The following is a 13,193-nucleotide window of genomic DNA, read 5'->3' on the forward strand; positions in this document are numbered from 1 at the left end:
TATATGATACATATGCATATTACTGCATGGTCGCTCGGGATTATTTTGTTTTTTGTAACATATTCGATGTATAAGAATGGAAAGCAAGCAAAAGCAATGCACATGGTAGTTCGTCTGCTGTATATTTTAATTATTGCAACAGGATTATTAATTTACAAAGACGTTCACTGGATGCCTATGTTATATGGAATGAAAATGCTCGGTGGTATTTGGGTAATTGCTGCGATGGAAATGGTTCTTGTGAAAACAAGTAAACAAAAAGCGACAGGAGCGTTTTGGGCTCAATTTGTTATTGTGTTGTTAGTTGTGTTATATCTTGGTTTACGATTACCACTAGGATTTTCACCGTTTGCTTAATGTAAAAAAGAAGGGTGTCCTAAAAGGTTGATGAAATTGACCTTTTAGATGACACCCTTCTTTTTTATTTTAATCTTAATTGTGAATATGCAGTTCATCCCCATCTGCTTTTGTAATTTTAAATATATCCTTATTATGTGTAGAATAACGGACATAATGGTGATGAAGGGAACAAATCATTTCTTCATTATCAAATAAGAGAAAATTAACTCCTTCGCATGGCTGATCTTTTGGCTGGAAAGACAAAAAATTATGGGAATATATACAGTCGTATAAAGAATAACCTAGTGATTGTAATATTTCCGTTATAAGTGAAAAAGATGAATCTGGAAGTTCTTCTAGCCACTCATGGTAGCTTATCATTAACTTTTTTCGGATACGAATTGTTTCGCCGTTTTGCAACGGATGATGTTCATCTGCTACTTGCAGAATATTGTGCTCATAAAAACGAGCAGGTAACCAATTATTGTTATATAAAACTTCAAATCCATCTTCAATCATATCTTCTAATAAAGAAGCTTCATCGCTTTCTTCATCGAAAAATACCCATTCATCGTTTATATATTCAACATTTCCGATTGTATGAGCACGCGGTTGGCTATACAAAATATGTTTACGCTGTTTCATTCCTGCGCCCTCCTTTTTTATAGAAGTTTCTACTCTTGTTATAGACAGTTCGGTCTTTCTTTATAACCAAGGCACATAGAATTGAAATTGGGCATAAAATAAAAACAGACTGCAGATATGAGATGAGAAAGGGTGATTGGGATGTGTGGAATTACGGGGTGGGTCGAGTATAAAAAAGTGTTATCAGAAGAAAAAGAAACAATAACGAGGATGGCAGAAACGCTCGCGAAGAGGGGGCCGGATGATACGAACGTGTGGCTTAGGAATCATGTTGCTTTTGGGCATAAACGGTTAATTGTTGTCGACCCAGAAGGCGGAAAACAGCCGATGACGCGGATGAAAAAAGAAGAACGCTATACCATTTCTTATAATGGAGAGTTATATAACACAGAAGATATTCGAAAAGAATTAAGGAAAAGAGGCTATACGTTTCAGGGACATTCAGATACAGAAGTATTATTAACAGCCTATATAGAGTGGAAAGAGCAATGTGTAGAGCATTTAAACGGTATTTATGCATTTGCTGTATGGGATGCGGAAGAAGAAAAAGTTTTTATTGCGCGCGATCGATTAGGAGTGAAACCATTATTTTACAGATGTGATGTAGGGCGATTGTTATTCGGCTCAGAATTAAAAGCGATTTTAGCTCACCCAGATATCAAAGCGGAGGTTACGACAGAAGGGTTAGCGGAAGTGTTTGGATTGGGGCCGTCCAGAACCCCTGGGCATGGTATATTTGCTGGAATTGAAGAATTGCGTCCAGGTCATGCGCTTACGTTTTCCAAAAACGGTTTAAAAGTTTGGCGTTATTGGAATGTCGTAAGTAAAGAGCATACACATAATTTTGAAGAAACAGTAGAACAAGTTCGTTTTCTATTGCAAGATGCGATTACAAGGCAGTTAGTATCGGATGTTCCGTTATGTACATTTTTATCAGGAGGCGTCGATTCCAGTGCGATTACTGCATTTGCAGCGATGGCGTATGAACGGGAAGGAAAAGGAAGGCTTCATACGTATTCGATTGATTATGAGGATAATGAAAAATATTTTAAATCGAATGCATTTCAGCCGAATTCAGACGCTCCGTTTATTACGTTAATGACAAATACATTTGATACGATCCATCATCGCTGCGTTATTTCGAACGAAAGCTTAGCTGAGCATTTAACAGAAGCCGTGCTTGTTCGAGACTTGCCAGGGATGGCGGATATTGATTCCTCACTGCTTTGGTTTTGCCGAGAAATTAAACAAGATTTTGTTGTAAGTTTGTCAGGTGAATGTGCCGATGAAATTTTTGGTGGTTATCCGTGGTTTTACCGCGAAGATGACTTACAATCAAGTGCGTTTCCGTGGATGCGATCAACAGAAGCGCGCGAACAATTGCTAAAAAAAGAATGGCGTAAAAAACTAAAATTACAAGAGTATGTACAGTATCGTTATGAAGAATCTGTGCGCGAAACACCTGCGTTAGAAGGGGAAAGCATACTTGATGCAAAAAGAAGGCAATTATTTTATTTAAATATGATTTGGTTCATGACGACCCTTCTTGATCGAAAAGATCGAATGAGCATGGGAGCTAGTTTAGAAGTGCGTGTACCATTTGCTGATCATCGTCTTGTCGAATATGCGTGGAATATTCCGTGGGAAATGAAAATGTATAAAAAACGCGAAAAAGGTCTATTACGTAAGGCACTAGAAGGTGTATTGCCAGATGATGTGTTGTATAGAAAGAAAAGTCCATATCCGAAAACGCATAATCCGTATTATACGAAGGCAGTTACTTCATGGCTGCAAGAGTTGTTAACGGATAAACAGTCCATTCTCCATGAATTATTTGATAACGAGCAGTTGCATGGGTTAATTGAATCAGGGGGCAGTGCATTTCAAACGCCGTGGTTCGGGCAATTAATGACGGGGCCGCAGCTGTTGGCACATTTAGGGCAAATTCATGTTTGGTTTAAGGAGTATAATATAAATATTAAAGAATAGAACTGAGGGTCATAGCATGTAAGCTATGACCCTCAGTTTTAATAAGTGTATTTTGGGAGCTGTTCTGCTTCTGTTGTCGTTAAGACAATACGTGACAGATTGTAATATCTCTCACTTTATGCGCGATTAAAACGAATATATTTCCAAACCCATTGAATGCACAAGCCGCAAAGTAAAAATAATACAAGGACAAGTGTAATAGTTGCCCCGGGCGGTGTCCCTAATTTATATGACGACGTGAGTCCTAAAAACATACTAATGACACCTATTGCCATACTAGATAGAATAGCTACTTTGAATCCTTTTACCAGACGCATCGCAATAGCAGCTGGTAATATCATAAGCGCTGATACAAGCAATGCACCTATAATAGGCATCATAACGGAAATGGTTAGCCCTGTTAATACGCTAAAGGACAAGGAGAGCCATTTTGTAGGTAGTCCGCTTGTAAAGGCTGTATCTTCATCAAACGTCAGTACGTACATAGGGCGTTGAAACACTAGATAATAGATTCCTACCAAGATACAAACTACTACTAAGAAACGAAGCTGTTCTTGGCTAATTGTGATAATAGATCCAAACAGATATTGTTCTACATTCGTTGAAATACCGCCTTGATTTAAACTCATTAGGACGAGAGCTAAGGATAATCCAGCTGCCATAAGGATAGCTACGGATACTTCTGAATACGTACGATAAGTATTTCTCATATATTCAATTCCTAATGCACCAATAATAATGACGATAATCGTAACTACATTAACATTGGAATGAAGCGTTAGACCAAGTGCTACTCCAGCTAACGAAATATGAGAAAGGGTATCAGCCATTAAAGATTGGCGTCTTAAAATCAAAAACATTCCTAATATGGGAGCTATCATGGCAATTAATCCGCCTGCCCAAAATGCTCGCTGCATGAACCCAAAGTGAAGCATCTCCATTGTGTGTTCTCCTTTCTTTCTAAATAAATGTTTCGATCTGCATACGGTTTTACATCATCCAAGTCATGTGTAACCATGATGACCGTTCGCCCATGTTCTGTGACATGATGTCTCATCAATTGATAAAAATGATTGCGACTTTCAAAATCCATACCGGTAGTGGGTTCGTCTAAAACTAGAATGTCTGGTTCGGAAGCTAGGACACGAGCAATACAAATGCGTTGCTTTTGTCCTCCTGATAACTCTCCAATTTTGCTGCTGCGAAATTTCCACATATCGACGCCAAGTAGCGCTTGCTTAACATGCTCATGATCTTCTTTAGAAAGTGAACGAAACCATTTTCCGCGAGGGAAACGGCCAGATTGTACAAGCTCTAACACGGTACTTGGAAATCCTGCATTAAAGGAAGAAACTTGTTGTGGGACGTAACCAATGATAAGTTTCTGTCCTTGTTCATTTTTTTTACTGATGTTTACGGTTCCTCTCCAGGGCTTTAATAAGCCTAACATAATTCGTAACAGAGTAGATTTTGCTGCTCCGTTCGGCCCAGTCAGTGTAACAAATTCACCACTATTTATATCGAGAGAAATATCTTCTAAAATGGTTTCATTTCCATACTTAAATTGAACCTGATTCATAGATATGATTTTCATGAAGTCTGCCTTTTCCTTTCTTTAGGTGTAAGTAGAAAAAGTGCGTTTTACATGATTGTAAAACGCACTACTATTGCTATTACATAATAGATTGTTTTAGTGCATCCAAGTTCTTTTTCATATAGCTAATATAGTCATTTCCTTTTGCTTGTTCTTCTTTTGTAATTCCTTCAATTGGACTTAATACAACTGTTTTTGCTCCCGTTTCATCCGCGAGAGTTTTTGCTATTTTTGGAGAAGCTACTTCCTCAAAATAAATGATCTTAATATTGTTGTCCTTCACATACTTTTGAAGTTCTGCTAATTTAGCTGGACTTGGTTCCTGATCAGGAGCAAGACCAGCAATTGGAACTTGAGTAAGACCATATTCTTTTGCTAAGTACCCAAATGCCGCATGTTGTGTTACGAATTCTTTATGTTTTGCATTACCGAGAGTTGTTCTAAATTGGTTATCTAAATCTTTTAGCTTTGCAGTAAATTGATCTGTGTTTTTTTCATAATCTTGTTTATGAGTTGGATCTGCTTCTATAACTGCTTGTTTAATATTTTCTACTTCTTTTTGGGCTAACACTGGATCTAACCATACATGAGGATCCTGTGGATGTCCTTGTCCCTTATCGGTATGCTTATCTTTTTCATCCTCAGCGGTTCCTTCCGTAAGTGAAATACCCTTACTTGCATCTACCACTTTTATGTTTTTATTATCAAGGCTTTTTAGTACTTTAGGTACCCATGTTTCCATGGAGTCACTGTTGTATACAAACACATCGGCACTTTCAATTTTAGCAATATCTTTTGGAGAGGGTTCAAAATCGTGTGGTTCTGTCCCCGCAGGAATTAACACATCTACTGTTCCATTGGAGCCAACCACATTTTTAGTAAAGTCGTACATAGGGTAAAATGTTGTTACGACCTTAAGAGACTTGTCTTGTTTTGTATTGCTTTTTGCCTCATTTTGTTTAGAACAGCCTGCAATAGCGGTCGAAAGGGCTAAAGCAGTTACTAATGCACCAAATTTCCATTTTTTCATGATGTACTCATTCTCCTTTTTACAAATATGAAACTTAATATAAATAATAGCAATTACGATTTACAAAAAGAATACGACCATCTGAGGTTAACCGCTTTTTAAATTGTCTCCTAGAAAGTGGAGGAATATCCTGGATTGTAATAGTTTTAATTTTATTGTGATGTTCATGGTCACAGGAGTGATGATCTTGTTTATCTAAAACGAAATCGTTTTGATTTAGATTATAGCAAGTATATAGTAATAGGTACATACTCTATGTTGACACTGCCTCTTAAAAATATTGTACGAATTGTAAGGAAGAGTTTTCGTATTGTAGGAAATGGCTTATTTGATGAGACAAGTAGGGTGAACCGACTAATGGATAAATGAAATATTTTTTGTGTCAGTTTTGATAATGAGATGTATAGGATATCCAGTTCATTTGTGTAAAGAAAAAAGGAAAGCAGAAGGCTTTCCTTAGAGAAAGTATATTGAGCCAAAGGGAATTGTCGAGAGAGCAGCTGGATATATGACATGATGGGATATAACAGGGGGATGCAAAATATAATGGGGCATAGCATAATGGTGTACGACATGTGTAAAAAGAGGATCTGCTGCCATCACCTGATGAATTGCATGAAGTGTTTGTTGGGCAGAACTAAATGTGACGGCAGCACCTGCGCCCGCGCCCGCGCCTGTGCCTACTTGCCTTGTGTTGTTAAAGAATGGATTTATCATGATATTTCATAGAGCTCCTTTTTAGTAGGTGGATTCTCTTTATCCCGCGTTAACGGGCAGTAATACTCCTACCTCAAAATTCAGCGGAAGCAAAGAAGATAGGTGGGAGATAAACTGCCCGTAAAAGCCTGATTGGTTTAACTAATAATCAGTGAGGGATGAAGAAACCCCCCCACTGATTAAAGTTTCACTTTATATGTTATGACCTGTATCTAGGAAAAGAGCGTACCTTTAATTAAATCAGGCACATTACCTATTAAGTAGTTTTATCTCGTATGAATTGGCAGTAGGATCCCTTGATGTAAGTTTCATTTTATGTAAAGAAAAAGGAAAGCCGAAAGCTTTCCTTAGAGATAATATATTGAACCAAACGGAATTGTCGAGAGCTCAGTTGGATATATAACATGATGATATGCAACGTGATGAGGTATAACATGATGATGTATGACATGTGTAAAAAGAGGATCTGTTGCCAGCACTTGATGAATTGAATGAAGTGTCTGTTGTGCACCAACATATGTGCCGGCACCTATGCCCGCTGGCCTTGCGTTGTTAAAGAATGGATTCATCATAATAATTCATAGCGCTCCTTTGTAGTAGTTGAATTCCTTGTTACATGTTATGACCGATATCTAGGGAAAGAGCGTATCTTTAATTAAATTAGGTAGATTACCTGTTAAATAATTTTATGAATCCACTTCAAAAAATTCGAATGTTGTAAATTGAAGAAGTATATAATGAAGAATTTTAAAAACATTGTTCAAAATCTAAATGGATTAGGATCCATTACAAATGTAAAAAATAATTTTTTTATTAATATAAGAGAATATTAACCGTTATATATCTTTTGTTGATTTTAGAAAAAGGCGCAGTAATAGTAGGAGTATGAAAGGTTTGTTTTTATCTTAGTGGGCATGAGTCAATTTTTCTATCTAGGTCTAATCATAGAAAAAAGAGGATTTCGTTATGAAATCCTCTTTTCGTCATTTGGTTTAAACGTGACCTATTTTGGAGAATTGTAAACACTTTGTTTTAACTTGCTGTCTAAAATATCTCCAATAAGTGGAGTTTCGACTTGTTCATACGCCCTTTCTCCGTGAAGAGAAAGGTCAAGTCCCATTTTTTCTTCGTGTTCATGCGCGCGAACAGGCAGGAATAAACTAATACCTTTAATAATTGCATACGTCGCTATGGCTGTGAAAGCATAGGTTGCTCCGATTGCGAGCAGTTGTTTCCAAAGAAGTGCGGCATTTCCGTAGAATAATCCATCTACACCTGCACTGTTAATGGATTTTGTAGCGAATAATCCTGTTGCAATGCCGCCCCAGGTTCCACCAATGCCGTGGCAACCGAAAGCATCGAGTGCATCGTCGTAACCGAGTTTATGTTTTAAGAAATAGATTGCTCCGAAGCAAAGAGCACCGCCAATTGCACCTATAATAAGGGCAGATAATGGTGTTACAAAGCCGCAAGCTGGTGTAATTGCAACGAGGCCAGAAATAGCTCCGCAAGCGGCACCTAGTACAGTTGGTTTTGCTTGAAAGAGCCATTCCGTAAGCATCCATGTAAGTGCAGCAGCTGCAGCAGCTGTATTTGTATTAATAAAAGCTGTGAGTGCGACGTCATTTAAGGTTAATGTGCTACCGACGTTAAAGCCGAACCAACCAAACCATAATAATCCTGCACCTAAAATTGTGAATGGTAAGTGATGAGGTGAAGAGTCGTGGGCATCTTTGCGTTTTCCGAGGAAAATAGCTAATACAAGACCTGCTACACCGGATGTAATATGAACAACATTTCCTCCTGCAAAATCGAGTGCTCCGAGTTCTCGAAGCCATCCCCCTACGCCCCAAACCCAGTGGGCAACAGGATCGTATACAAGTGTCGTCCAAAGCAAGATGAAAATAAGAAAGGCAGAAAATCGCATTCGTTCTGCGAATGCACCAGAAATTAAAGCGGGAGTTAAAATTGCAAACATGAGTTGAAACATCATGAATAAGTTATGTGGAATTGTAGCGCTGTAGGCTTCATTTGGTGTGGAAGTAACATGTTGTAGTCCGAACCAATCAAAATTACCTATAAGTCCATTCCAATCCGGCCCGAATGCTAAAGAGTAACCGATGAAAATCCATTGAATGGACACGATTGCCATTGCGCTATAACTGTGCATTGTTGTACTAAGTACGTTTTTGCTGCGAACCATTCCTCCGTAAAACAAAGCAAGCCCGGGTGTCATAATCATTACCATTACCGTAGATAAAAAAAGAAATACTGTATCTCCCATATTCATCTTTTCCCCTCCAGTTATGTTATATAAATTAACATTAAAAGTTATATTTAGTATCATATTCATTTTTTAAAAATAAATCAACAGATTTTTCGGAAAATTTATTTTTTATGTAAGGAAATATAACATGAGAAATCTTTAGGTAAGGGAAAATATTGCTTTTGTGTAATCGAAATGCATGAGTATACGAGATAAAGATAAATTGTTATACTTTTCATATAATTTAAAAATTTGGGGGAAGCAATGTGAAGAGGGATTTTGGAAAGTATTTTTTATGTTTTATGTGTCTGTTATCTTTATTTCAATTACCGATTCATGTATCAGCGAAGGAAACGAGGCAGTGGCAAGATGAAATTGTGTATTCTATTATGATTGATCGTTTTAATAATGGTGATCCAAGAAATGATCAGGGGATGAATACGAATAATTTAGAGGCGTATCAAGGTGGAGATATACAAGGGATTATAAAAAAACTTGATTATATAAAAGAGATGGGTTTTACTTCTATTTTGTTATCACCGCCTACTGAAAGTAGTGGTTATGATGGTTACCATCCTACTGATATAACAAAAATGAATGAACATTTTGGAAAGATGAAGGACATGCAGCAACTTGTCCAAGAAGCACATAAACGAGATATGAAAGTCATGTTTGAATTTGTAGTGGATCATGAAGATGAAACGAGCACTATTGAAGGTGCTAAACGGTGGATTAAGGAAACGGATATAGATGGTTACCGTCTGATACATACCGAGAGTGTTACAAAGGAATTTCTGAGTGAAGTAATGAAAGCTGTACAGAGTGTGAAACAAAATTTCTTTGTAATAGAGGATACGCAAAGTGGAGGAGGATTTAATCAGGCTTATCAGCAGCGTATTACAGAGGCATTTGCAAAACCGAATATTTCTGTAAAGCCATTGTACCATGTGACGAAAATTGGCAGCGATCGTATGGAAGGGACGTTTATAGATAATAGTCAAACGGAGCGTTTTGTTAGAATTGCAAAAGAAAATAAATATTATCCACCGACCCGTTTGAAATTAGCACTTGTCTATTTATATACATCACCGGGTGTTCCGATTGTATACTATGGTACTGAAATTGCGCTAGATGGAGGGAAGACACCGGATAATCGCCGTTTAATGGATTTTAAAACGGATGAGAAGTTTTTGCAGTATATAGAGAGGCTAGGAGAACTTCGAAAAACATTACCATCACTTCGGTACGGAACGTTTGAACTATTGTATGATAAAGATGGCATGAGTATTATAAAGCGTATGTATAAAGATGAAACAACATTTATTGCTATTAATAATACAACAAAAACACAAAAGGTGACGCTTGCTGCAAGTGAACTTGGAGAAAATCGTGAACTGCGCGGGTTATTAGAAGATGATATGGTACGAGAAGAAAACGGAGAATATTATCTTGTGATGAAAAGAGAAACGGCTAACGTATATGCGCTTGCAGAAAAAACCGGGTGGAACTGGTCGTTTATTTTGGCACTAGTTTGCGTTTATTTATTGTTCATGATTTTTATTGTATTAGTAAAGAAACGAAAAAAATCCTCTTAATTAGAGGATTTTTTATGTATGATTATCGATAGTTGATAAATTGTACGTCGATTGATAAGTCAGCACCGCGCACAGCTGCGATAACTGCTTGTAAGTCATCTCGGCTTTTACCCGTTACGCGAACTTGATCGTCTTGTACTTGCGTTTTTACTTTTAATTTTAATTCTTTAATAATGTTATTGATTTTTTTAGCGTTTTCTTTGTCAATGCCTTGTTGTAACTTTGCACGTTGGCGAACTGTACCGCCAGAAGCGCTTTCAACTTTTCCGTAATCTAAGTTTTTAATAGGAACTTCACGTTTAATTAATTTTGAAATAAGAACGTCTTTTACTTGATCAAGTTTATACTCATCATCAGAAGTTAAAACGATTTCCTCTTTTTCTAATTTAATATCACTTTTGCTTCCTTTAAAGTCATAACGATTTTGAATTTCTTTTAACGCGATGTTAATAGCATTTGTTACTTCTGGAAATTCTACTTTTGAAACGATATCAAAAGAACTATCTTTTGCCATAGTAAGCACCTCCAAATTAAATTCTAATTCTTCCCCCGCCTTAACGGCAGTAATGTCCAGATTAAAGTATAGCGAAAAATACATGAGTTGGATAGGGAATTATCAGCCTATAAAGGCCTAATTGGTTCGACTAATAATCAGTGAGAGAGACTCCCTTACCGATTAAAGTCTCACCTTATTATAGTTAATTTTGGCGTGTTGGACAAATAAAGGAAAAAACGTGTATAATGAAACTTTGTTTGGAATGATAAAAAAATAAAGTAAAACTTCCATCGGTGGGGGCATTCCCACTGATAGTCAGTTATGTTAATTTAGTTATATGAGCTGTTTTTACATGAAGAAACAATAAGGATACTACCCGTTAGAATAAGATAAATTTTATATAGAGAAGGGAATTTAAAATATGAAGCTACAACCAGGAGCGATTGAACAAGTAACAGTTTTACGCGAAACAGAAATTGGGTATATGGTCGGTTACGAAGAAAATGAAGTGTTTTTACATAAAAATGAAGTAGCTGGAGAGATTGCAGAAGGCGACACAATTGAAGTGTTTTTATACCTTGATCACCAAGAACGAATTGCTGCAACAATGAAGACACCGCTTATTACAACAAATGATTGGAACTGGGTTAAAGTTGTGGAAGTAAAGCCTCGTCTAGGTGTGTTTGTTGATATTGGTGTTTCAAAAGATATATTAATTCCAGCTGATGAGTTTCCGATTTATACGCCGGTTTGGCCGGAAGAGGGCGATGAATTATACTGTACATTAAAATTAACGAATCGTGGTCGTCTTATTGCTCTTCCGGCAAGGGATTCAGATATGCAAGAAATTGTAGTAGACGCAACGCCATCTATGCTCAATAAAAATATAAACGGTCGAGTGTACCGTTCTTTGCAAGTAGGATCATTTGTATTAACGGATGAACATTTCCGTGCATTCTTACACCATTCTGAGCGTAAAGAGCAAGTGCGTATTGGAGAGCGCGTAACAGGACGTATTATTGATGTGAAAGAAGATGGAACGATTAACATTTCTCTTCTTCCTCGTAAACAAGAAGGAATGGAAGATGATGCAGCGGTTATTTATGAGTATATGGAAAGCCGCGGCGGTGCAATGCCATTTTGGGATAAGAGTTATCCGGAAGATATTCAAGAGCGCTTTAACATGAGTAAAGCAGCCTTCAAACGTGCTCTTGGTAAATTGATGAAAGAAGAAAAGATTTATCAAGAAGAAGGTTGGACATACTTTAAAAAATAATGAGGAAACAGCCGAACAAATTACATTTGTTCGGCTGTTTTCATGATTGTAGAGAATGTGTAAATGTATCTTTTAAGTCACTATCTTTTACTTTGATATTTGCTTTCTTTAATTCGTCTGTTAATACTTTTTGGCGCCACGTATTATCTTGTATACGTTCGTTTTCAATCGTTTTACGAATAGAATCTTTTACTTCATCATATGGTTTTAATGGTTTTTTATCTGTTAATTTAATAATATGGTAGCCCTTTGATGATTTTACAGGATCGCTAATTTCACCGACATTTAATTTATAAGCGGCTTCTTCAAATTCGGGTACCATTTTTCCTGGACTGAAGTAACCTAAATCTCCGCCGTTTGCTTTTGAAACCGTATCTTCGGAATATTGTTTTGCTAATTCTTCAAATGATGCTCCGCTGTTCAGTTGTTTTTTTATGTCGTTAGCTGTTTGTTCGTCGTTTACCAAAATCTGGCTAGCTCTAATGTCTGGTTTATAGCGTGCTTTTATGTCTTTTTCTGTTACTGTTTCTTTAATTGCTTTGTCGATGGACAAGCTTGAACGAATTTGTTTTTTTAAGTCTTCTTCGTCTTTCATCCGATTGCTTTCGAGAAATGTTTTAAAATTATCACCGGCTTGATCTTTTACTTTTTTAAATTCCTTATCAACTTCCTCATCGGACACTTTATATTTTTTTATCATAATGTCTTGTGCCATCATTTCATAAAGCATATCTTTTCCGAAACGTTCTTTTAATGCTTGATCAAATTCTCCTTTTGTTACCGTACCAGCCGTTGAAGTTGCGATTGGATCAGAACTTTCCTTTGGATCGCATGCAGATAACATTAATGTCCCGAGCGTGGCTGCAGCGATAAATAATTGTCTTCGTTTCATGTAAACACCTCATCCAAAAATCGTTATTACTATTGTAGAAAACGGAAGTGAACATGATGTGAATTTGAGATGGTTTTTTGCATAAAAAAGTACATCAACGAAAATGTTGATGTACGACGAGGGGTTATTTCATAGATGATCAGTCTTTTTGGAGTAAGCGTATTTTCCTTGTTGTATATTTTTTTGCTGTTCTTCATTTTTTTGCGTGCGTTTTGCATTGTTATCACGCGCTTTTTTGTCGTTGTCGCTTGTGTGAGGCATATGGTTCAACTCCCTTCGTAACAGTTGTACGTTTATCATTTCCGTTTTCGTTAAGACTATGTATACAATGCAATTCATATAAAGGTGGGCTAG

14 protein-coding genes are annotated in these 13,193 nt (G+C 36.9%); 4 read left to right on the top strand and 10 right to left on the bottom strand.

Going from position 1 to position 13,193, the window contains the following annotated elements; genetic code table 11:
* Positions 1–3: 3 nt before the first annotated feature.
* The gene (locus AB1284_RS04025) at positions 4–357 is read left to right on the top strand and encodes a YisL family protein (protein ID WP_429751467.1); all 354 of its coding nucleotides are present in this window, start codon (positions 4–6) and stop codon (positions 355–357) included.
* A 75-nt stretch (positions 358–432) separates the two neighbouring features.
* On the opposite strand, the gene AB1284_RS04030 is transcribed toward AB1284_RS04025, so the two are convergent.
* On the bottom strand, positions 433–984 hold the full coding sequence (locus tag AB1284_RS04030) for a DUF2777 domain-containing protein (RefSeq protein ID WP_429751465.1): 552 nt from the start codon (positions 982–984) through the stop codon (positions 433–435).
* Between the two features lie 141 nt (positions 985–1,125).
* Between AB1284_RS04030 and asnB the strand changes: the two genes are divergently transcribed.
* Entirely contained in the window at positions 1,126–2,973 is a 1,848-nt protein-coding gene (asnB, locus tag AB1284_RS04035; RefSeq protein ID WP_429751463.1) for an asparagine synthase (glutamine-hydrolyzing), read from the top strand.
* A gap of 116 nt (positions 2,974–3,089) precedes the next feature.
* Here the strand turns inward: asnB and AB1284_RS04040 are convergent, their stop codons facing one another.
* The 6 genes from AB1284_RS04040 to AB1284_RS04065 form a co-directional block, all read right to left on the bottom strand.
* Positions 3,090–3,914, bottom strand: coding sequence for a metal ABC transporter permease (locus AB1284_RS04040; protein ID WP_429751461.1), 825 nt, complete (start codon positions 3,912–3,914; stop codon positions 3,090–3,092).
* The gene (locus AB1284_RS04045) at positions 3,860–4,567 is read right to left on the bottom strand and encodes a metal ABC transporter ATP-binding protein (RefSeq protein ID WP_429751459.1); all 708 of its coding nucleotides are present in this window, start codon (positions 4,565–4,567) and stop codon (positions 3,860–3,862) included. Before AB1284_RS04045 ends, AB1284_RS04040 begins: the two co-directional genes overlap by 55 nt.
* Positions 4,568–4,646: 79 nt before the next feature.
* Positions 4,647–5,597, bottom strand: a complete 951-nt coding sequence (locus AB1284_RS04050; RefSeq protein WP_429751457.1) for a metal ABC transporter substrate-binding protein — start codon at positions 5,595–5,597, stop codon at positions 4,647–4,649.
* A gap of 456 nt (positions 5,598–6,053) precedes the next feature.
* Positions 6,054–6,314: a DUF3947 family protein gene (locus tag AB1284_RS04055; RefSeq protein ID WP_429751455.1), complete on the bottom strand. Its 261-nt coding sequence runs from the start codon at positions 6,312–6,314 to the stop codon at positions 6,054–6,056.
* A 347-nt stretch (positions 6,315–6,661) separates the two neighbouring features.
* Positions 6,662–6,886, bottom strand: coding sequence for a hypothetical protein (locus tag AB1284_RS04060; protein WP_429751453.1), 225 nt, complete (start codon positions 6,884–6,886; stop codon positions 6,662–6,664).
* A gap of 431 nt (positions 6,887–7,317) precedes the next feature.
* Positions 7,318–8,604, bottom strand: a complete 1,287-nt coding sequence (locus AB1284_RS04065) for an ammonium transporter (RefSeq protein WP_429751451.1) — start codon at positions 8,602–8,604, stop codon at positions 7,318–7,320.
* A gap of 278 nt (positions 8,605–8,882) precedes the next feature.
* Between AB1284_RS04065 and AB1284_RS04070 the strand changes: the two genes are divergently transcribed.
* On the top strand, positions 8,883–10,175 hold the full coding sequence (locus tag AB1284_RS04070; protein WP_429754356.1) for an alpha-amylase family glycosyl hydrolase: 1,293 nt from the start codon (positions 8,883–8,885) through the stop codon (positions 10,173–10,175).
* Positions 10,176–10,197: 22 nt separating this feature from the next.
* On the opposite strand, the gene AB1284_RS04075 is transcribed toward AB1284_RS04070, so the two are convergent.
* Positions 10,198–10,689 carry a YajQ family cyclic di-GMP-binding protein gene (locus AB1284_RS04075; protein ID WP_429751449.1) on the bottom strand — a complete coding sequence of 164 codons (492 nt, stop codon included), beginning with the start codon at positions 10,687–10,689 and terminating at the stop codon, positions 10,198–10,200.
* 403 nt (positions 10,690–11,092) lie between these two features.
* Here AB1284_RS04075 and AB1284_RS04080 point away from each other — a divergent pair, with 403 nt between their 5' ends.
* Positions 11,093–11,947 (top strand): CvfB family protein, encoded by an 855-nt coding sequence (locus tag AB1284_RS04080; RefSeq protein ID WP_429751447.1) that lies wholly within the window; start codon positions 11,093–11,095, stop codon positions 11,945–11,947.
* Positions 11,948–11,987: 40 nt separating this feature from the next.
* On the opposite strand, the gene prsA is transcribed toward AB1284_RS04080, so the two are convergent.
* Both prsA and AB1284_RS04090 read right to left on the bottom strand, forming a co-directional pair.
* Positions 11,988–12,839: a peptidylprolyl isomerase PrsA gene (prsA, locus tag AB1284_RS04085; RefSeq protein ID WP_429751445.1), complete on the bottom strand. Its 852-nt coding sequence runs from the start codon at positions 12,837–12,839 to the stop codon at positions 11,988–11,990.
* A gap of 129 nt (positions 12,840–12,968) precedes the next feature.
* Complete coding sequence (locus AB1284_RS04090) at positions 12,969–13,100, bottom strand: DUF3941 domain-containing protein (protein WP_377882427.1); 132 nt, start codon at positions 13,098–13,100, stop codon at positions 12,969–12,971.
* Positions 13,101–13,193 lie beyond the last annotated feature (93 nt).

It is taken from the genome of Bacillus sp. S2(2024) (assembly GCF_050474045.1).
Classification (GTDB): domain Bacteria; phylum Bacillota; class Bacilli; order Bacillales; family Bacillaceae_G; genus Bacillus_A; species Bacillus_A yunxiaonensis.

Coding starts and splice junctions, on each gene's coding strand:
- AB1284_RS04070 (WP_429754356.1), top strand. CDS start 8,883: ATGTGTCTGTTATCTTTATTTCAATTACCGATTCATGTATCAGCGAAG.
- AB1284_RS04050 (WP_429751457.1), bottom strand. CDS start 5,597: ATGAAAAAATGGAAATTTGGTGCATTAGTAACTGCTTTAGCCCTTTCG.
- AB1284_RS04025 (WP_429751467.1), top strand. CDS start 4: ATGATACATATGCATATTACTGCATGGTCGCTCGGGATTATTTTGTTT.
- AB1284_RS04065 (WP_429751451.1), bottom strand. CDS start 8,604: ATGAATATGGGAGATACAGTATTTCTTTTTTTATCTACGGTAATGGTA.
- AB1284_RS04060 (WP_429751453.1), bottom strand. CDS start 6,886: ATGATGAATCCATTCTTTAACAACGCAAGGCCAGCGGGCATAGGTGCC.
- AB1284_RS04030 (WP_429751465.1), bottom strand. CDS start 984: ATGAAACAGCGTAAACATATTTTGTATAGCCAACCGCGTGCTCATACA.
- AB1284_RS04040 (WP_429751461.1), bottom strand. CDS start 3,914: ATGGAGATGCTTCACTTTGGGTTCATGCAGCGAGCATTTTGGGCAGGC.
- prsA (WP_429751445.1), bottom strand. CDS start 12,839: ATGAAACGAAGACAATTATTTATCGCTGCAGCCACGCTCGGGACATTA.
- AB1284_RS04045 (WP_429751459.1), bottom strand. CDS start 4,567: ATGAAAATCATATCTATGAATCAGGTTCAATTTAAGTATGGAAATGAA.
- AB1284_RS04090 (WP_377882427.1), bottom strand. CDS start 13,100: ATGCCTCACACAAGCGACAACGACAAAAAAGCGCGTGATAACAATGCA.
- asnB (WP_429751463.1), top strand. CDS start 1,126: ATGTGTGGAATTACGGGGTGGGTCGAGTATAAAAAAGTGTTATCAGAA.
- AB1284_RS04055 (WP_429751455.1), bottom strand. CDS start 6,314: ATGATAAATCCATTCTTTAACAACACAAGGCAAGTAGGCACAGGCGCG.
- AB1284_RS04080 (WP_429751447.1), top strand. CDS start 11,093: ATGAAGCTACAACCAGGAGCGATTGAACAAGTAACAGTTTTACGCGAA.
- AB1284_RS04075 (WP_429751449.1), bottom strand. CDS start 10,689: ATGGCAAAAGATAGTTCTTTTGATATCGTTTCAAAAGTAGAATTTCCA.